Here is a 20540-nt window from a genome sequence, read left to right on the forward strand (position 1 = left end):
GACCGCACTGCCCCTGGGGCGCTTAAAGCCGCTCATAGTCGCAACTGCGCAAGCAGCCCGTACCAAAGCGGCTGTCGAGCGACGAAGAGAAGCCGCAATGTGAGCCCCGAGGCGCACGCAGCGTTCGCTTTTTAGGTCTGATCGACCCGATCTGCCTTCATTCAAAGCGGCTCGCCGCACCGCATCGCTGCATATTTTAGGCGAGAGCCTGGATGTTCAGAGCTATTACAGGAGCGTTCATCGCGCGAGCCGATCGATAGCAATGCGCGATCGTCTTGGCGCATCGCGATACCAAACCCGCTAAGAGCTTCTTCTCGATAGCGGAGGCGATCTCGTTATTGAAGCACTAGCGCGATCCGGCCGGGCGCTGCCGTCCACGACGAGATGCTCCTTTGGGTCGCAGAACAATTGTGTCCCGTAGGCGCCGGTCCAGGTGAACTCGCTAGACGAGTTCTTCGCTCGCGAGACCGCCAGTAAAAGCGTTCTGTGCGCGGTGGTTGCAGATCCGGCTTGCAATACTGCTGCTCGGTCGTGATCGGATGTGTCCGGCGGGCAAGCCTAGGACGGTTCAATGCCTCTCTTGACACAGTGTCTGTCGATGAGGGCTAAGGTGAAGATAGCCGCAAAGGCGAACATCACCATACCGCCGGCAACCACACTCGCTTCGCGCCAGCGAGACGCTTGGACGTAGTCTACGACGTGGGCTGACAAGACCTTGGTGCGCCCAGGAATGTTGCCGCCGATCATCATCACGACGCCGAATGTGCCGATCGTATGAGAAAACCCAATCACGGCAGCTTTAACAAACTCCAATCGCGCCAGCGGCCCGCTGATGGTAATGAAGGCATACAACGACGAAACGCGCCCTGTAGTTTTCAACGGGCAATCGCCATCGCAACAAAGGCGTTACGGATCGGCTGCACCACCAACGGCAGCGCCGAGAGGACCGATCCGACCACGATTCCTGCGAAGGTAAAAGCGAGCGTGCGCTCGCCCCACAAAGAGGCGAGGACGCCACCCGGTCCGTTGGGGCCGAGCAACACGAGTACGCAAAAACCGAGAGCCGTAGGCGGTAGCACTAGCGGCAGGGCGATCATCGTCGCCACCGCCTCGCTCAAAAGAGTCTTTGAGCGCGCCAGCCACCAAGCGAGGGGGACACCAATCAGGAGGAGGATCACGGTCGTCACGCTGGCGAGCTCAATCGTGAGCGCAACTGACTGCGAAATCTCTGCCGAAAAGACATCCATGTGGATCAGCCCAAAAGTGCGAGCAGGTCGCCGTGTCGGCCGAGTGAGCGCCTGCACGTCCGGCTCGTCCAGGGATGTGGCGCGGATCGCCCTTTAGTCGCGCGGCACTTCGTGGCGGCCGCCACATCGCGCGTCGTTTCTGCGAGCAACAGCAGCATCGCAAGCCTCATCGGCAACTCCTGTGACTGGGTCACTTCCATCCATCCGACGGCGGAAGCTCCTCGTTCGTCATCAGCAATTGCTGTGCCGCGTGCGAACTGTGGCGCGTTCTATGCTCAACGTGCGAAATTCGCATAGACGGCGACGTCACCCTGGCGTGAACCTAACGCTCTGTCAGATTTCTGGCATCTTTGTTGCCGAGCAGACAGCGACACGCCGCGCAACGAAGGGCAGATTTTGACGCCCCCAGACATGCTTGTTTGATTCGTCGATGGCTCAACCGCCGCACTCGCCGCGCTGGCAATGGAACGGATCTCAGCAAGACTGCCGTAAGTAACGGGAACGATCTAGCTGTAAGCTGCTTCTGCGACGCGGCAAAAGGCACGAGGAGCCGAGAGCGAAGGCCGCCTGCCGACCAATCTGCCTAATGCGCAGCGCTAGCACAGGCCTGGAGACAATGCCCCGTGAACGAGCCTTGCCGTTAGCGACAGCGCAGTGCATTGATCAAAGATTCTTCCGCGCAATCGAGTTCCTAAGCCAGGCTTCCATCGCGTGGATGCCTACGATCCAAACTATGAATTTTACCGATGTCACGTACTGTTGCATCCATCTCAGCAGTCGGCGTATATCGATCCCGCTAGAGCTTCGGGGCCGAGACGTGACTCCGCTAATGCGCCCAGCCGATGAAGTTACGAGTCACGCTAGAACTTTTTGTTCGACCTTGCGAACGCGGTCCGAGCACTCAAACCCATGCCGCCGGAGACAGACGGTTTGTCCGCCACTGCTTAGTCGGCGCACTTTGGGCATCTGGTGCAGATCTTGCTTAAGAGAAAGGATAAACGCAACTCGCCTGCCTTTGGAACGACGCGCCGACTCTCGGAACCGTCTTCAATCGCACACGGCTAAAATGAGTCTCGTATGACGCTGTCGCCTCTCAAAGACGCGGCGGCTCACATTCGACTATATTCGGGAAGGAAGCGTCATGACCACCATGTCAACTGCGGCGCCCGCGCGCGCGTCGCAAACTTGGTATAAGATTCTCTACGTGCAGGTGCTGATTGCGATTTTGATTGGCGCCATGGTCGGCTGCCTATGGCCGTCCGTCGCGACCAACGACTGGGTCAAGGCGCTTGGTGACGGATTCATCAAGCTAATCAAGATGGTGATCGCGCCGATTATTTTCTGCACCGTTACATCCGGTATTGCGCATATTCAGGATGCGAAGAAAGTCGGGCGCGTCGGCGTCAAGGCGCTGGTCTATTTCGAGATCGTCTCCAGCTTTGCCTTGTTGTTGGGCCTTGTTATGGGCAATCTGGTCCAAATCGGCCATGGTCTTGCGCTCAAGCCGGATGCTGCGGCGGTCGCCAATTACGTGAAGCAGGCGGAAGCCTCGAAGACCGTCGATTTCTTTCTCAACATCATTCCCGACACCGTGGTGGGCGCCTTCGCTCGCGGCGATGTTCTGCAGGTTCTCTTGTTCGCGATTCTATTCGGCTTTTCGTTGATGGCGCTCGGAAAGCGTGGGGAGCGTCTGCGCGGCATGATCGACGACGTCGCGCACGCGGTGTTCGGCGTAATCGCTATCATCATGAAAGCGGCTCCGATCGGCGCCTTCGGCGCCATGGCCTTCACCGTCGGCAAGTTCGGGCCGGCAGCACTCGGCAATTTGATCGGTCTGATCGCTCTGTTTTACGCGACTGCGGCGCTGTTTGTTGTGGTGGTGCTCGGTTTGATCGCGCGCCTCGTCGGCTTTTCAATCTTCAAGTTCATTGTCTATATCAAGGATGAGATTCTGATCGTGCTCGGCACTTCGTCCTCTGAAAGCGCTCTGCCGCAATTAATGGAGAAGCTCGAACGGCTGGGCTGCTCCAAGCCCGTGGTCGGCCTGGTGGTGCCAACTGGCTACTCCTTCAACCTCGACGGCACCAATATCTATATGACACTTGCGACATTGTTCATTGCCCAGGCACTCGGGGTCGAGCTCACCTTTGGCCAGCAGCTCACCATCCTGCTCGTTGCAATGCTGACGTCGAAGGGAGCAAGCGGCGTCACCGGCGCGGGCTTCATCACGCTCGCTGCGACGTTGTCGGTGGTCAATCCAGCGCTGGTGCCGGGCATGGCAATTGTGTTTTCGATCGATAAGTTCATGAGCGAGGTGCGCGCCCTTACTAACATCACCGGCAATGGCATCGCGGCCGTGTTCATATCTTGGTGGGAGGACGAGCTGGAGCACGCGACGCTGCAGGCCCGGCTCAACCAGCCCAACGTTTCCACCACTATCGACGCACGATGAGATAGGTCCCGGATCTTAACCACAGCCATTCGAAGACGCGTCAAATGCAAGCGCAGCCACATTTCTCGTAGTTCGAAGACACAGCCGACTTGACACGAGCCGGAACTTTCAAGGGCGATCTCCAGTGCGCAGATCTTGTCCCGCTTCGCCCCCCCCCCCGCAGCCGCCCTGAAAAGATGCCAGCCGGGCAAAAGAGCCGGAGCTTTTTAACGGTCATTATCAAGCGCGTCTTTCGCGTCAAGCTCCCGCCATCTGAACGCTTCTGCGACATTTTGCCGTGCCAGATAACAGGACTGCGACAGAACTTGTCCAGCCTGACGGACCTAGGTGTTGCTCCGCCTACAATTGCCAATGCGCGCGGTCACTGCACTGGCCTCGCCCAACCAACGACGTGGTAGCGATCTTGCTGACGCAACTCGTCATCCCTTGTTACGGTCCGTGCTGCCGCATTAGATCGTGATGGGTGTGATCAGCATGGATTAGATGGCACCTCGACGGAGCCATGCCGGCTCGCACACGGCTAGTGTTCGGTTCGGCGTCGTTCGCGCGCGCTCAACGGCTGACCGGAGACAAGTCCTCTCACCTAGGCGTGATGGCCCTCGGGCATGCAAGGCAGTCGCGTAACTTCGCCTTCGTATCTCGGCACGAGACGGTTGCGCTTTCTTCCGCATGCCGATCGCAACGGCGAGATGAATCGGCCGGCAGCTTGTCCCTGTTCTTTCCGGTTCGGCGAGGCGCGCCTGATTGTTTCGGCTCAACGTCTTGGCCGAACTGCAGCCGCTGTCCTCGTCCGGCTGGCGTAAGGGAGTTGTCCTCGGCTGCAGCCTCAAGCGCCTGCCCGGAGGTTATCGGCAGCGGAGGAAAGTAGACATCTCAGCTTCGATTCTAGGCGTGTCAGCGCGCGATAGTGGCCATATTGAAAGGTTTAGGACGACTATACGTATGTCTGTGATGCGTTTTTTCTTCGCGCGTGCTCAGTTCAGCAAGCAATCGATCTCGGAACCGCTCACAGCAGGTGCTGGTGCCGAGTATTGCCCCATTTTTGCCTAAAATGTTATAGCTCTCCCGCCGGAGAACAGGCCGGACAGTATCAAAATGCGTAGCCAGATCAGCAGTTTAAAGCGCTCAGCCCCTCAGTTTACCTTCGGCTCCATAACGCTGGCGGTGGTAACACTGTCTTGCTTGTACCTTCACGCGCATTTCGCCCCCACGGCGTTCGCCTATTTGTTAGTGGTGTTACTGTTTTCGTTGATGGGCAGCTTCATCGCGTCGTCCGCGCTTTGCATCGTAGCCGTTGCTGCTCTCGCTTATTATTTTGCGCCGCCGGCGTTCAGCCTGCGAATCGATGACCCCCAAGATCTGCCCGTGGTTGTTGCATTCTTTATTGCCTCGATTGTGGGAGCGCACCTGATCGGAAAGCTGCGCCAGGAAAGCGAGGCTGCGCGTGTGGCTGCGGCCAAGCTTCAGCGGAGTGCGGCCGATTTGGAGGATCGGGAAAAGCGGTGGCGCGCCATCTTCGAGCACAATCCGGCCATGTACTTCATGGTCGATGAAGCCGGCACTGTCCTCGACGTCAATACATTCGGCGCGACACAACTCGGCTATGCTCGTGCTGAACTGATTGGTCAATCCGTGCTGGAGGTATTTCTCGAGGAGGATCGCGCCTTCGTTCGTGAATGCGTTCGGACGTGCCTGGAGGATGTCGGACAAACGCGCACGTGGGACGTCCAGAAGGTCAGGAAGGACGGCTCGGTATTGTGGGTACGTGAAATCGCCAAAGCCATGCTCTGGGCGGATGAGCGGCCCATTATCCTTGTCGCCTGCGAAGATATAACGGAGCGAAGGCGGACTGAACTTGCCCTGCAGCGGAGCGAAGCACATTTGGCCCAGGCGCAGGAGTTGAGTCACACAGGCAGCTTCAGCTGGAACCCTGCTACGGGCGAGGCCTTCTGGTCAAAGGAAACATTTCGGATTTTCCAATTAGATTCTGAGACAGTGCCACCGGGGCCGCAGCTCGTCGTTGAGCGCACTCATCCCGATGATAGGGCTTCGGTTAAAGAAATTATCGATCGCGCGATGCGAGACCCGAGCGATTTCGAGCACGAATACCGGCTTCTGCTACCGGACGGCTCGGTAAAGCACATTCATGCGCAGGCACGAGCCACGAGGACAGCCTCTGGTGACATCGAGTTTGTTGGGGCAGCTACGGATATTACGGCGGCGAGACGAGCAGAACAGCAGCTGCGCCGCAGCGAGGCCTATCTGGCCGAGGCCCAGCATCTCACTCACACAGGCAGCTGGTCCTGGGACGTCTACGGCCTAGATTTCGTGTATCGCTCCGCCGAGGTCGATCGTCTGTTTGGCTTTAGCCCACAAGAGCCGGTATCGATCGAGACCATTCGATCGCGCATCCATCCGGACGACTTGCCGCGGCTACAGGAGGTGCTGCGGCAGGCGATTGAACACGTGGAAGAACGGTTCGAGTATGATTTTCGTATTCTTCTGCCAGATGGCGGGATAAGGCGCATACACTCCGTTGCACACGTTGTCCTCGGCAGCGATGGTAATGTCAGCGAGCTGATCGGAACACATATGGATGTCACCGAGCAGCACGCAGCTAGGGAACGCCTGGAAAACACACTTGTCGCGCTGCGCGAAAGCGAGCAGCGCTTTCGCGACTACGCCGAGACAGCTTCCGACTGGCTCTGGGAAACTGGGCCGGATCATCGGGTCACTCACTTGTCCGAGCACACCAGCGCTGCGGGAATCTTGGCGACAGGATTGATGGGCCTGCTTCGCTGGGACATTGCTTGCGACACGGAAGAGGAACCCGAGAAGTGGCGTCAGCATCGGGCGACGTTGCAGGCGCATCTGCCGTTTCGGGATCTCATCTACCGTACCGTGAATCGAACGGGATCTCCGATCTATGTCCGTACGAGTGGCAAGCCATTCTTCGATGGAAACGGAACTTTTCTGGGCTATCGGGGCGTCAGCACTGACATAACGGCTCTCATTCGCGCTGATCAGGCCGAACAAGAGCTGCGAAAGGCACAAGCGGAGCTTGCACATGTCACGCGTGTAACGACGTTAGGAGAACTGACGACTTCCATCGCTCACGAGATAAACCAACCACTCGCCGCTATTCTCAACAACGCCGATGCGTGCCTCGGCTGGATGGCTCGGGAAGCTCCTAATCTTGCCGCCGCGCGCTCTTCAGTGGAATGGATCATCGAAGACGCAATCCGGGCAAGCGAGGTGATCCGCAGTGTTCGCGCGCTCGCGAAGAAAGGCGAGATTCAGATGGTGCCACTCGACATTAATGAGGTCGTTAGGGAGGTCATTGCGCTGGTAACACGAGAGCTGGTGAGCCACCGAGTGACGTTGCGAACCGAGTTGGCGGCCGCGCCGCCGAGGATCCTCGGTGACCGAATTCAGCTACAACAGGTGATCATCAATCTGGTAATGAACGGAATTGAGGCGATGGACGCAGTTACCGACCGGCCGCGCGAACTTCTAATTCGATCATCCAAGGACGATCTGGGGCACGTGCAGCTTGCAGTGGCCGATTGCGGCGTCGGGATCGCCGAGAAGGACGCTGACCACGTCTTGGATCCCTTCTTCACCACCAAGCCGAGTGGCCTTGGAATGGGCCTTTCGATCTGCCGTTCTATCGTGGAAGCTCATGGAGGGCGGCTATCGCTTCTCCAGAAAAATGAACCGGGCGCGACCTTCCAGTTTGTCCTGCCCGTACACAAGGAGGCCCTCCAGTGACAGGACGATTTGACTCGCCAGGTGAGGGTAGCAATGCCGAGGCCTCGACGAAGGCCATCGTTTTTGTCGTTGAGGATGACATCTCGGTGCGCCGCTCGCTTACGAACCTTTTTCAACAGGTAGGGTTGGAGGTCGTGGCGTTTGGATCGGCCCGTGAAATGCTGCAGAGCACAATTCCGGACGTCACAAGCTGTCTAGTTCTTGATGTCCGGCTGCCAGGCCTGAGCGGCCTTGACTACCAGACCGAGCTGGCCAGGTTGAACATACACATCCCGATCATTTTCATCACCGGCCATGGCGACATTCCCATGACCGTCAAGGCCATGAAGGGAGGTGCGGTCGATTTTCTCAGCAAGCCGTTCCGCGATCAGGAACTGCTTGATGCCGTGGTTGCGGCGACCGAACGAGATCGCAAAAGACGGGAAGCTCAGCGAACCGTCGTGAATCTGCAGTCTCTATTTGAGACCTTAAGCCCGCGCGAGCAGGCAGTGATGAAACTGGTCGCGGCCGGCCTAATGAACAAGCAGGTAGCCGGCGAACTTGGGCTCGCCGAGATTACGGTGAAGATTTACCGGGGTCACGTAATGAAAAAGATGCGTGCCCGGTCGCTGGCCGACCTGATCAGAATGAGCGAGACGCTGGGAATTCGCGTCGATCGTTCCGAACAAACGCAAGTATGATTTTACAATTCCATCACTTAAGCCCACTTTTCGCCGAAAGTGGCTAGCGCTTTGGCTGCCGCTGTACTGCGTCTGGAGGGCTCATCTTGTCCACGCCTTTGATTTCCGTCGTTGACGACGACGTCTCCGTCCGTGCGTCGACAGAAAACCTTCTGAAATCGCGTGGCTACGTCGTGCAGATATTTGCGTCGGCCGAGGCACTCCTGCGGTCGCCGTACTTGAATGAGACATCCTGTGTCATCACCGATGTGCAGATGTCGGCTATGAGCGGGCTGGAGCTGCTGGCAGAGATGCGGACGCGTGGTTACGACGCACCATTCATTTTCATTACAGCTTTCCCCAACGAGCGCGTGCGCGCGTCAGCCCTGGACGCCGGGGCGATTGGCTTCCTCGCCAAACCCTTTGCAGGACAAGCGTTAATCGAATGCCTCGACACCGCACTGAACGCGTATGACGGCCGGCGCGACATCTGATGCAATCCATCTGCGGCTTGGGTTGGTGTCCGATCTAAACGCTCCACGCGTCGATCTCGCCGCCGATCAACCTCTTCGAGTCAAAGATGCTACTTGCTCTAAAATCAAGCGAGCGAGAGGCCAATTGTCGCTTGTCGACACTTTAGCGACCATCGCCGGGCGGCTACATTGGTGCAGAACAACCTTATCGCTGCGAGTGCTGGAAGGGTACGCCAGCTCGACTCATTCTGCAGATCGACGTTCAATGTAATGCTCACCCAAAGCAATCGACGACCCTGAGCCCTTCTTAACTCGTCTGGATCGTTTCTATATGTTCTATTGCAGAGCGGAGCTGGCCGAGAGCGATCGACAAAGCAAGAGTTTGGCTGTTCGCAGCCGACTGCAGTGACGATGATAACGGAGCTTCGCCCAGGACAACCGCCGCGTGTCTTCTGTTGAGGCTTTTCTGGTGAAAGTGCTCTGCACGATGATCGTGCTCTCGGCGTCGTTATGTCCGTTGACGCATGCCAGCCGTCTTGCCCATCGGGCGCCGCTTCGCTGTGCATTTCCTTGCCCACCGACTCGCGGCAGGCGCCCACACCCTTACTACTTCGTAGGCGCCATCTGTAGACAACTTCTGGCTCCAAGCCGTCCAACGACTCGGCACAACACGCCCGGCCCTCGGCGGCCGGGCGCACTTTGGCGGCACCCCATCCAGGTCCTCTCCGCAGCGAGCATTGTCGCAATTGCCTTCCGCAGTGAGCCCCTACTTCCAAGGCTCAAACAAATCAGCAACCGCTAAGCCAAGAAGCACTCTGCGGACAGTATTCTGAGCCAACTCAGAGGAACTCTCAGCCGAAAAGGCGATAAACACAGAGGAGCCCGGAGCACGCTAGATTGGTCTACTCCATCGGGCCAAATCACCGGTGATCCCATTGTCACATAAAATCATCCTCATAGTCGTATGTTGAGGGGCTCGCTGAGATCTCGGTATCACTACCTTCACTGTCGTCAGCTTTGGAAAGATACCGCGCAGCAGTACCTTTGCGCTGCCATTCGCCGTCGCTATTCCTTACCCACTTATCTGACTTCGCTGGGTCAAGAACCATGTTGTCGGCGTCAACCTCGACGAATCCCATCTTTGCCGCACGGGCTCTTGCTTCCGAATTAGCCGGACGCAAATTGAGCAGCGGCTGTTTTCCGTCTAGTCGAAGCTGGTGCTCGAGCAGGATGTCGCCAGCGTTCTCGACAAGCGGATGAACGACTTGAAGATCCACAGTAGAGGTAGTCCCGTTGCGTCCAGGAAATAGCTTCTTCCACCTTTCGACGTCGAACTCGGTCATGCTGTCGCCGCCTTCCGTTCTTAGAAGTCCGACACTCTTGTTGCCCAATTGGTAGCTGAAGTATCGCGCCTTCTCGGAATCTCGGGTTCGCCCGTAGTCTTTGGCAACTTCAACAGTTCGCCTTGCCTTGCCGGACACGAAGTCGGAGTACTCTTGGGGGTTGTTGGCGATTTTCATGATTTCGTCACCATGATAGGCCTCCGCGGCTTTTCGGAATGACTGACAATCCTTGAACTCTATTATGGGAGGGGTTGAAACGAGCGAATACGGTCTTGTTGCCGCAGATGAACTGCTACTGGAACCAGATTCGGCTAAGCGCATATTTGCGAACGCATCCGCAAAGATGTCCGCGTCCATTTGCTCATCAGTTTCGGCATAGTCAGAGGATTGGAAGTAGGACGAGCCATTGATCCGATTATACATGGCGATTGGTGCTCCCGTCGGACATACATTTCCGCATCTGTTTAGGCTTGTTAGGCCCAGCGGCGCTGATAGGGAGCCTGGCTTACCAAAACCTGACGTGGCCGCCCTCACGTTTGGCTTGTCATAGGGCTTCCTTTCGAACTACACGGCGGCACGCTCGTGCCATTGGCATTCATCAGGTTTGATGAGAGGCCGCGAACACCTCCGAGGAAGCTCCTTTATTGGGAATTGGGCCGATCGCTGGTTGACCTGCTGATGCCAATCGGATCGTACTCTTTTCGGAGTTCCGCCGCTTCATATTCGGATTTTTTCAACGTTCGAGTGGAGCTCGCGCACCGCCTTCCATAGATTGGCCGATTTCCAGACTTTGACCAACGATATCGCCTGCGCCAGAAAGGCCGTCTAACGTCGACTCGTGGAAGCGCGACCCGCTCGTCCGGCGTTAGCGCTCCTCTATTTAAATCCGCATTTCGCCTTCGCCACGATTATCCCAGCTGAACCACGGAATGAATGTCAGCCGCTGCGGTTCTAGCTGTCCAGGCGATTTGTCGTAGTTATAAAGCGCCGCTTCTTCAGAATGCGTGCGTTGCAACCGCGCCCCGTCCGCCTGCAGCATAATCTTGCCGTTAAAGAGACCTGTTCCTTCCATAAGGGAAAACCGGCTGTCTGAGTGAAGCCAAACGTTGTCTAACTCGGTCCCGTTGTCGGCCTCCTCCAGACAATAAATTAAGGGGCCACGCTGGATGGCCACCTTGCCGGCCAAATTGGGAAGTTGATGGCCGTATACGCGGCGCACTTGCATCGGCAGCGATAATTTGACGCGATCTCCCTGCTGCTACGCTCGGCGAATGTGCAAATAGCTCCTGCGCGGCTCGCAATTCATGGGCTCGCCGTTCAGGCTCGCCTGCGGCACGCTGTACCATTCTGGCAGCGCAGGGCGAGCGTGTGGGCAATTGGCGGCGCAGATTCGACGGCGATTTCTACCTCTTCTCTCCAGGGATAGCTGCCGCTTATCAGCTAACGCAGCGCGTGTCCGTCGACCGATATTGCTACTATATTACCAACGTAGAAATTTACATAGAGCGCATCGGTGCTGGGCGTGTAGATGTAATGACCAATGGATGTGAAAAGCCGTGCGATGTTCGGTGGACAGCAGGCGCAGCCAAACCAAGGTCGTCGCACCGGCGAGACATGATTGTAGATGCCATTAGACCTCAGCGTTTTTGGATGCATTTCGAGCCGTTAACATAAAAATAATGGCGCCCGTCGAACGCGATACCGCCGAGAGCGCGCGCTCCATCACGTCTGCATAGCGACTGTCCAGTTCCAACTCCAGCATACGGCGCGCGAACATCATCAAGCCAATCGACACGCAACTTTCCGCATACGCCGTATCATTCGGCAAATCGTAATCGCTGCTGTACGCTTCGCCGGCACTTTGCGAGCCGATGGCTCCGGTAATATAGATCTTGCGCTGAACCATGTTTTGCCATAGCCGTAGGCAAGTTTGGCGCTGCTGGTCGTTCTGGCGCAGACGCGCGAGATGAGCTACTGCCGTCATGAGGTATACAAAACGAACCGCATGACCTATTGCAGTCCTCTGCTCCGAAAGCGGCAACTGCGCTTGGCTGTACGCTTTGTTTTTTATCATCCAAGGCGTGCCGTGGGATTTGGCGACGCGGGATTGCTGGCGCTTCTCTTACTCAATGTCGTAGAAGTGCGGCTCCGTGCCACGTTCCTAGCCGTACAACTGATCGCGCTCTGGGCCAAAAACTGTGCCGAGGTGGTCAGCAAGCCTGCAAACGACCTCCAGCAATCGCCGTTTGCCAGTTGCCTGAAAGAACGCGACACCTGCTTCAATCAAGTGCCCCGCGCAATAAAGTTCGTGGCACTCCGCTAGGTTGGTCCAGCGCTCCTGAGGCGCGTTCAGTATGAAATAGGTGTTGAGATAGCCGTCGCCACATTGGGTGGCCGCCATCAATTCAATGAGCTCATCGGCCGCTTTCTCCTGCTCTGGATTTGGTGTCTGGCATAGCGACCATGCAGCCGCCTCAAGCCATTTTGCGACGTCACTGTCCTGAAAGACCGCGCCGTGAAACTCGCCCCTCGCACGTCCGGCGGCAACGCGGAAGTTCTCTACCGCGTGGCTCGGTATCGCCCCGGGATTGCGATCGTTTAGCACCTCCCATTGCTAGGGAATTGCCACTTCCCTGACCAGTTGCTGGCATTGCCCAATCAGCGGATCCAAGACTTCTTGATTGTGAAGATCGACTTCGGCCACATTTCTCTCGTTCCTCCTTGCCGTGTTGTAGCGCGCCAATCTGGGTAGGAAGTGCGCGGCGATCAGGATGGCGAGGCAGTGTCGCGGCCCGATGATGATTGCCGCGATGATTGTCGCGCGCAAGAGTTTTGTTGAACTCTGATTGTCGCGCAGCGTCAATCAGCGACGGTTTTAGGTGTCGCGTGCGATGGCGGCCGTCCGGGTCCGCGTTTTCGTGCGAGGGCGGTCCGTCTGCGATAGCTCTCGACGTTCATCTCGACGATGGTGGCGTGGTGAACGAGGCGATCGATAGCGGCGAGGGTCATGGCGGGATCCGGGAAGACTCTGTTCCATTCGCCGAATGGCTGATTGGCGGTGATCAGCATCGAGCGGCGCTCGTAGCGTGCACTGATGAGCTCGAACAGCACGCTGGTCTCGGCCTGATCCCTGGTGACGTAAGCGAGATCATCAAGGATCAGGAGATCGAAGCGATCGAGACGATTGATGGCCGCCTCGAGGTTGAGCTCGCGTCGCGCCAGCTGGAGCTTCTGCACGAGATCGGTGGTGCGGGTGAAGAGGACGCGCCATCCGTTCTCGATGAGGGCCAGGCCAATCGCTGCCGCCAAGTGGCTCTTTCCGCCGCCGGGCGGGCCGAACAGGAGCAAATTGGCGCCCTTGCCCAGCCAGCTGTCACCGGCGGCGAGCGCCATCACCTGCGCCTTCGAGATCATCGGCACGGCTTCGAAGTCGAAGCTGTCGAAGGTCTTTCCGGCGGGCAAACGTGCTTCGACAAGGTGTCGTTCGATCCGACGGCGGCCGCGTTCGGCGATCTCGTGCTCGGCGATGGTCGCGAGGAAGCGGCCGGCCGGCCAGCCTTCCTTGTCGGACTGTTCGGCAAATTGCGCCCACAGCACCTTGATGGCAGGCAGCCGGAGCTCATTGAGCAACAGATTGAGGCGCGCGGCATCAACCGTGTTCGTTACGCTCATGCGGCACCTCCGGTCTCGGCGGTACCGATGAGGCATTCGTAGGTGGCAAGCGGCACGAGCTGCACCACGACGTTCGGCAGGTTGGCGGGATCGGGGGCGAAGTGAGCACGTAGCCGGTTGAGGTCGGGCAGTCGGCCGGCCTCGAGGTCGGCGGTGAGCTGATCGGCGAGTTCGGTCTCGCAGCCGCGCTCATGAGCGAGCGCGAGGAGATCGACCATGATCCGGCAGGCTTTTTTGTCCGGCAAGCGTTCGCGCAAGCGATCGAAGGTCTTCCGATAGGCATCGCGCGGGAACAGCCGATCTCGGTAGACCAGATTGAGAAGCGCCATCGGCTTGCGCCGCAGGGAATGGATCACGTGCCGATAATCGACGACCTGGTCGTACTTGCCATTGGGATGCGGCCGCCCACGCGGCAGGGTGACGAGATGGGTGCCGCCGACGAACACGTCGAGACGATCATCGTAAAGGCGCACCCGCAGCCGGTGACCGATCAGGCGCGATGGCACCGTGTAGAACACCTTGCGCAGGGTGAAGCCGCCGGACGATGTCACGCGGACGATCACCTCTTCGTAGTCGGAGGTGCGCCGATCGGGCAGCTCCTGCAACACCACGCGCTCGCTATCGATCCGCTTGGCGTTGCGGGCATTGCGGCGGCTGACGATCTCGTCGATGAAGCCGCGATAGGTTGCAAGATCGTCGAAGTCGACAGTTCCGCGCAGCAGAAAGGCGTCCGCGATTGCTCGCTTGAGATGACCGTGGGGCCCTTCGATCGAACCATTCTCGTGAGCAACGCCTCGATTGTTGCGGGAAGGCCGCATGCCGTAATGGGCACAAAGGGCCTCGTATCGCTGCGTCAGATCGTCCCGTGCATCACGATCGAGATTGCAGAATGCGGCCGACAGACTGTCGGTCCGATGCTCCCGCGGCGCCCCACCGAGCGACCAGAGGGCATTCTGCAGGCCTTCGGCCAAGGCAACGAAGCTCTCGCCGCCAAGCACGACGTGGGCGTGCTCGAACCCGCAATAAGCCAAACGGAAGTGATAGAGACGATGATCCAACGGTGCACCCGCAATCGTAACACCCAACTCGTCCATGTCTGTGAAGTCGGAGAGGCCGAGTTGGCCAGGCTCGTGGGTTTGGCGGAAGATCACCTCCTGCTCCTCGCCGTGGATCGCCCGCCATGCACGGATCGTTCCAGGGTACGACGGATACCGCTGCCGAGATCCGGATGACGCCGTAGCATCTCCTCGAACACCGCCACCGGGCGTAAGCCAGGTGCCGCCTTCAGGATCGGGACGATCTCGGTCTCGAACACGTCGCTCAACGGGTCCGGCGGTCGCCGGCCGCGGGGCGCCTTCCTTTGCGATGGAAATCGGGGGTCTCTCTCGATCAGATAGGCGGTCGACGCACTGAATGATGCCTTGGCCGCCGCCACTGGCGGGCTATCGGTCTGACGGTACTTCATGTAGAGCCTCATCTGGTGATCTGTGATGTGTCGGCCGGGCACGCGAGTGATTGCTCTTGGCGGAAGAACCACTTGCATAACCCCGCTGGCCGCGATCACCAGTCGGCGCGGTCCTCCTCGGGATCGCGCCGACACTGGGCTCGTAACTCCGGTCGGGCTACGCCCTCCCTACGTCACGAGCCCAGCGAAACTCTCTCACCTTGATTGACGCTGCCTTCCATCCTGATCGCCGCGCGACACCGTGTGGCGAACGGAGCCTAGTAAGCCACCTCACCACGATTGCGTCGTTGAGGTTGTGGCTCTGAGATTTTGCGGCTGCACACTCGTAGTCTCGGTGCGAGGGTTCAAACGATAGAAATGGTGAGGCTGCCCTAAGGCGCCACACTCCCAGACGCGCGTTGACAGCAGTCGTTCGACGAGGGGGGCAGCAATTCCCGTGCCGATTATGAGGACCGGTTCTTCTGGCAACCCGATCTGCAGCTCCGCGGAAGGAACCCGATGCGATCGCTGGCCCACCAACCGGATTTGGCGGTCGTGCTAATCCCACGTCGTCGCAAGGCTAGTCCATCCTGCTATACGAGCGGGTGACTGTCGCTGGATCAGACAGTGGCCAATAGTACTCGCCTGCCGCATATACAGCCAGGGGCGCCGCGTCCTTCCGGTGCGGCGCCCCCTGCACTTGGTTTTGGGCCCTCACCTTGCGCGGGAATGTCAGTTATCTAACAATCCATTTGATGACACGTATCAGTGAAGTGGACCCCGGGAGCAGGACCACTGACGCCGCCTTCTTAGTTGGAACTCTCGCCGCTCCGATTTTCTGATATGAGGCCGCGAGGGCCTCTGTCTGCGTCTGTTGTTGAGGTTGTGGGCATGTGGGCAACGCCTCTTCGGCGTTGTCCACCATGTCCAGAGCCTTTGCTGTAGCGCCGGCGCGCCAGACCGCCATCGGCGTGCGATAGCCGTGTGCCTGGTGCGGGCGCTCCTCGTTATAAAAGGCGATCCAGTCGGCGAGGCCCGCGTGCAGCTCTTTGCCGTCGGCATAGAATTTGAGATAGACGTCCTCGTGCTTGAGGCTGCGCCACAGCCGTTCGATGAACACGTTGTCCATCCAGCGGCCGCGACCGTCCATCGAGATCCGAATGCCGGCGGCCTCCAGCACGCCGGTGAAGGCCGCGCTGGTGAACTGGCTGCCCTGATCGGTGTTGAAGATTTGCGGCTTGCCGAACCGCGCCAGCGCCTCCTCCAGGGCGTCGATGCAGAACGACACGTCCATCGTATTGGACAGGCGCCAGCTCAGCACGGCCCGGCTCGCCCAATCGATCACAGCCACCAGATAGAGGAAGCCGCGTCCGATCGGGATGTAGGTGATGTCGGTCGCCCAGACCTGGTTCGGCCGGTCGATGGTCATGCCGCGCAGCAGATAGGGATAGATCAGGTGCCCCGGCGCAGGCTTGCTGGTGCGCGGCTTCGGCCCCAGTGCCTCGATCCCCATCTTGCGCATCAGCCGCTGCACGCGCTTGCGGTTGATCGGGACGCCATCCTCGCTCAGCAGCCACGCCATCCGCCGCGAGCCCAGAAACGGCCGCGCGGTGAACAGTTCGTCGATCTGGCGCATCAGCGTCAGATCGTCGTCATTGGCCGGCTGCGGCGTTCGGTAAACGCCCGAGCGCGACAGCCCGAGCAGCCGGCACTGGTGGCGGATCGACAGCACGCCATGCGCGCGGTCGAGCTTCGCCCTGCGGTCCGGGACGCTCATCTTCCGGACCTCTTCGCTAAAAAATCCCGCTCCACGACCAACTGCCCGATCTTGGCATGCAGCTTCTCGATCTCACGGTCGCGACCAACGTCCGCCGCCTCCCCAGCGGGATCAAAAGCTCTGGCCGCCTGATCCAGCAGTTGCTTCTTCCAGGAATAAATCTGGTTGGGATGCACCTCGTAGCGCTGCGCCAGATCGGCCACGCTCACCTGTTCACGCAGCGCCTCCAAAGCGATCTTCGCCTTCAGCGCCGCGTCGATCTTCCGTCTCGTCTTCTTCGTCATCGTCCGCTCCGTTTACCAAACGGAACGGCTACATTCCAACTAGGCTTCCGGTCCCAAATCCGGGGGCCACTTCACAGGTCGGAGAGCCGCGGTGGCGCGTGTGGCCCAACCGGATTGCGTGAACCCCTGCCACGCGCGATCGAAGGGACAAACTGGACTGCTAATCCTGAGCAATCGAAGTGCATGCTCGACGTGCCCGACATCGCTCGGATGCTGGCAATCGGGAAAAGTAAGTTGTCGCGCGTATGCGCCGCCAGTGAATAAGCTGCGACGGAGCGGCCCGAAGCTGTTGTGCAGCGACTTGTTCGTCGACATCGGCGAGGTGGGAGGATGAGTTAGAGAGTATCTTTTGTGGCTTCAGGCTGATTTGGCCCTGCAAAGCAGATCGCGGGCTGGTAACCGAGAGCCGACTTCGATCTTCCAATTATCCGGAATTTCCACTTGTTATCGACCGTTCGGCTCGAACAAGAGGAAGGTAACGCTCGCTCCCAGGACGTTAGTCGGTAGACGATGATGACGCAAGCAGGGCTGACTGCTGCTCATCGAGCTGGATCGGTCTATGATTGACCTGTGATACCGGGATCGTTCTCTTTCTGAGCTCGCCCAGGCGATTCGTGGCCTCAAGGACCGACATAACACTGTAGCCTCATTCCACAGTCACCGATTTTGCTAGATTACGCGGCTGATCCACGTCCGCGCCCCTTACGAGAGCGGTATGGTAAGCCAAGAGTTGTACCGGAATGGCATAGACCATCGGCGTAAAGCGTGCGACCATCTCAGGCAGCACAATGGTCATGAGTGTGTCCACCGTCGCTTCCAAAGAACCCTTCGAATCGGTGATCAGGATGATCTTGCCGCCCCGAGCCGCAACTTCTTGCATATTCGAGACGGTCTTCTCGAAGACATCGTCATAAGGTGCGATCACCACCACAGGCACGGCCTCATCGATCAGTGCGATCGGTCCGTGCTTGAGCTCGCCGGCGGCATAACCTTCTGAGTGGATATAAGCAATTTCCTTCAGCTTGAGTGCGCCCTCGAACGCCAAGGGAGCCGATGTGCCACGACCGAGATAGAGCACGTCCCTTGAATCGGCGATATAACGCGCGAGCTTCTCGATCTGCGGCTCGATCAACAGCGCCGCAGCAATCAACCGCGGCACTTCGATAAGCTCACGCACGAGCCTCGTTTCATCGATCTCAGACAGTTTACCGCGCTCTTTGCCTGCTGCGACGGCAAGCGCCGCCAATACCATCAGCTGGCAGATAAATGCCTTGGTGGAGGCGACGCCGATTTCCGGCCCCGCCAGCGTCGGCAGAACGGATTCGCTCTCGCGCGCAATCGTCGACGTCGCGACGTTGACCACAGATATCGTGTGCACGCCCTGGTCCTTGGCGTATCGCAGTGCAGCTAGCGTGTCAGCGGTTTCGCCCGATTGCGAGATGACGATCGCGAGATCGCCCCGGCGCAAAGGCGCCTCCCTATAGCGGAACTCGGACGCTACATCGATCTCGACAGGCAAGCGCGCCAGCCGCTCGAACCAGTATTTGGCGATGTGCCCGGCATAGCCTGCAGTCCCGCACGCGGTAATTGAGATGCGCTGAACGGATTTAAAGTCGAACGGCAATGTGACCGGCAGGGCGACGCGCTCGGCCGCCATGTCGAGATAATGCGCCAATGTCTTGCCGGCCACTGTCGGCTGCTCGTGGATTTCCTTGGCCATGAAGTGGCGATAATTCGCTTTGTCCACAAGGAGTGACGATACGCCAGACTTTGATGTTTCCCGCTGGACGACAGATCCGTCTGCGCTATAAATCACGCACATCGTGCGGGTAAGCACGGCCCAGTCGCCGTCTTCAAGATAGGTGATGGTGTCGGTCAAAGGCGCGAGCGCAATCGCGTCCGATCCTAGATACACTTCGCCGATACCATGTCCGATCGCAAGGGGCGACCCCTTACGCGCACCGATCAAAAGATCATCGTGGGCTTTGAAAAGGAATGCCAGCGCGAAGGCACCGCGCAGCCGTGGCAGTGACGCTTGTACCGCATCCCGCGGCGAGTAGCCCCTGTTGAGATAAGATTCGACGAGATGCGCCACCACCTCCGTGTCTGTCTCTGAGTTAAAGTGGGCTCCATTCCGCTCCAGTTCGGCTCGCAGCTCGCGGAAATTCTCAATGATCCCGTTATGAACGACCGCGACATTTTCTGTCGCATGCGGGTGAGCATTGCTCTCGGTCGGCTTTCCATGAGTCGCCCAGCGGGTATGACCGATGCCGATATGACCCAACGGCGGATAATAGCGCAGCTGCTCTTCAAGGTTTCTCAGCTTACCTTCAGCGCGCCGGCGTTCGATACGGAGACCTTCGAGAGTCGCGAGGCCTGCGGAGTCATAGCCACGATATTCCAATCGCTTGAGCGAAGCGACCAACTGGCCAACGACCGGACCACGCCCCAAAATGCCAACAATTCCACACATATCGATCAATGCAGCCCAAGTTCAAGGGGCCCGAGGTCCCGCCTACAGGAATCCGATCATGAAATCGCCTGCACGATGGTAACAGGCGTCAAGTTCGGGCTTTTTCGCGGCCGCCTGTATCGCCGCCGCATTCGCAAGCGTGAGTTAGACCTCCTTTAGCCATCATCGCTTCGGCCGACTACATTCCGCTTTTGGCTGCCGATCGAGTACAAACTGCGCAGCAGCTCTAGCTTGAATTGTTCTGTTCTACCTGAAACATTTTGCCGGCTTGGATTTAGGAGGCCCATCATACTCGTACGAAGGCAAGTTACGCTCATCGAGACTAGACGATTGGCAGCGAAGCTCTATTGTACGAGCGTAAACTTTCGATATCGAAACGTTGGAGCATCTATACCAACGTTTACTACTCTTTCTCATCTTGTCTTGTGTCGGCCGCTCCACTGCCTGCCGCGAGCTTGACATTGGCAACAGCGCTGATCACGGGCGATGAATCGACCGCGAAGACCGGGTGTTCTGTCCGGAAGTTAACGGTAGGGGGGCTTTCTTGACTACGAATTGGCGTGCAAGCTTGACTGTACGCTTGCTTGCATCCCGTCATCGGGCGAAATGCATCGATGACTGCGGCTCCAGCTCGTCGCTCTCGCAAGCCGTGACGAGACCACGCGTATGCGTACTTGCGCCTGAGGTTAGATAGGAACACAGATGGTCAGCTTCTATCTCGTTGGAGATATAGCCCGGACAAGCGCGCCCTTGCGCTCGCAACCGCGATCGCATGCATCTCGCCTACTTAGGATCGTCAGAGATATAAGCCAGGATGCGAGCGTTAATTGACTTTGATGTTTTGGAGATCAATGCGTTCACACAATCCAGTCCGATTTAAAACAATGTATATAGTGTGCTTTCCTAGCTGATGTGTATGACTGGACATAACGATCGCTTTCCTCA

9 protein-coding genes and 4 pseudogenes are annotated in these 20540 nt (G+C 58.2%); 4 read left to right on the plus strand and 9 right to left on the minus strand.

Features of this window, described 5'->3' with window-relative positions:
* Positions 1-558 precede the first annotated feature (558 nt).
* A pseudogene (locus I6F28_RS17460) lies at positions 559-1247 on the minus strand (molybdate ABC transporter permease subunit).
* Positions 1248-2388: 1141 nt separating this feature from the next.
* Here I6F28_RS17460 and I6F28_RS17465 point away from each other — a divergent pair.
* The 4 genes from I6F28_RS17465 (at position 2389) to I6F28_RS17480 (ending at position 8623) form a co-directional block, all read left to right on the plus strand.
* Positions 2389-3699 carry a C4-dicarboxylate transporter DctA gene (locus I6F28_RS17465; protein WP_225129623.1) on the plus strand — a complete coding sequence of 437 codons (1311 nt, stop codon included), beginning with the start codon at positions 2389-2391 and terminating at the stop codon, positions 3697-3699.
* A 1095-nt stretch (positions 3700-4794) separates the two neighbouring features.
* On the plus strand, positions 4795-7470 hold the full coding sequence (locus I6F28_RS17470) for a PAS domain S-box protein (protein WP_225129624.1): 2676 nt from the start codon (positions 4795-4797) through the stop codon (positions 7468-7470).
* Entirely contained in the window at positions 7467-8150 is a 684-nt protein-coding gene (locus tag I6F28_RS17475; protein WP_225129626.1) for a response regulator transcription factor, read from the plus strand. The genes I6F28_RS17470 and I6F28_RS17475 overlap by 4 nt, the downstream gene beginning before the upstream one ends.
* Positions 8151-8236: 86 nt before the next feature.
* The gene (locus tag I6F28_RS17480; RefSeq protein ID WP_225129628.1) at positions 8237-8623 is read left to right on the plus strand and encodes a response regulator transcription factor; all 387 of its coding nucleotides are present in this window, start codon (positions 8237-8239) and stop codon (positions 8621-8623) included.
* A 917-nt stretch (positions 8624-9540) separates the two neighbouring features.
* Here the strand turns inward: I6F28_RS17480 and I6F28_RS17485 are convergent.
* The 8 genes and pseudogenes from I6F28_RS17485 to glmS all read right to left on the minus strand — a co-directional run bounded on the left by I6F28_RS17485 (position 9541) and on the right by glmS (position 19595).
* Entirely contained in the window at positions 9541-10368 is an 828-nt protein-coding gene (locus tag I6F28_RS17485) for an Effector protein NopP (RefSeq protein ID WP_225140386.1), read from the minus strand.
* A 457-nt stretch (positions 10369-10825) separates the two neighbouring features.
* The gene (locus I6F28_RS17490) at positions 10826-11170 is read right to left on the minus strand and encodes a hypothetical protein (protein WP_249781959.1); all 345 of its coding nucleotides are present in this window, start codon (positions 11168-11170) and stop codon (positions 10826-10828) included.
* 405 nt (positions 11171-11575) lie between these two features.
* Positions 11576-12550: pseudogene (locus tag I6F28_RS17495) on the minus strand (glycoside hydrolase family 127 protein).
* Positions 12551-12559: 9 nt separating this feature from the next.
* Positions 12560-12808: a hypothetical protein gene (locus I6F28_RS17500; RefSeq protein WP_225129631.1), complete on the minus strand. Its 249-nt coding sequence runs from the start codon at positions 12806-12808 to the stop codon at positions 12560-12562.
* Positions 12805-13617 carry an IS21-like element helper ATPase IstB gene (gene istB / locus I6F28_RS17505; protein ID WP_225129633.1) on the minus strand — a complete coding sequence of 271 codons (813 nt, stop codon included), beginning with the start codon at positions 13615-13617 and terminating at the stop codon, positions 12805-12807. Before istB ends, I6F28_RS17500 begins: the two co-directional genes overlap by 4 nt.
* A pseudogene (gene istA, locus I6F28_RS17510) lies at positions 13614-15124 on the minus strand (IS21 family transposase). Before istA ends, istB begins: the two are co-directional and overlap by 4 nt.
* Positions 15125-16028: 904 nt before the next feature.
* Positions 16029-17122: pseudogene (locus I6F28_RS17515) on the minus strand (IS3 family transposase); the annotation flags it as partial.
* Between the two features lie 646 nt (positions 17123-17768).
* On the minus strand, positions 17769-19595 hold the full coding sequence (gene glmS, locus I6F28_RS17520) for a glutamine--fructose-6-phosphate transaminase (isomerizing) (protein WP_225128787.1): 1827 nt from the start codon (positions 19593-19595) through the stop codon (positions 17769-17771).
* Positions 19596-20540 lie beyond the last annotated feature (945 nt).

Source organism: Bradyrhizobium sp. NBAIM14 (assembly GCF_020193895.1).
GTDB lineage: Bacteria > Pseudomonadota > Alphaproteobacteria > Rhizobiales > Xanthobacteraceae > Bradyrhizobium > Bradyrhizobium yuanmingense.

Excerpts from the sequence above, each read along its gene's own strand:
- I6F28_RS17465 (WP_225129623.1), top strand. The coding sequence starts at position 2,389 with ATGACCACCATGTCAACTGCGGCGCCCGCGCGCGCGTCGCAAACTTGG.
- I6F28_RS17470 (WP_225129624.1), top strand. The coding sequence starts at position 4,795 with ATGCGTAGCCAGATCAGCAGTTTAAAGCGCTCAGCCCCTCAGTTTACC.
- I6F28_RS17485 (WP_225140386.1), bottom strand. The coding sequence starts at position 10,368 with ATGTATAATCGGATCAATGGCTCGTCCTACTTCCAATCCTCTGACTAT.
- I6F28_RS17490 (WP_249781959.1), bottom strand. The coding sequence starts at position 11,170 with ATGCAAGTGCGCCGCGTATACGGCCATCAACTTCCCAATTTGGCCGGC.
- istB (WP_225129633.1), bottom strand. The coding sequence starts at position 13,617 with ATGAGCGTAACGAACACGGTTGATGCCGCGCGCCTCAATCTGTTGCTC.
- glmS (WP_225128787.1), bottom strand. The coding sequence starts at position 19,595 with ATGTGTGGAATTGTTGGCATTTTGGGGCGTGGTCCGGTCGTTGGCCAG.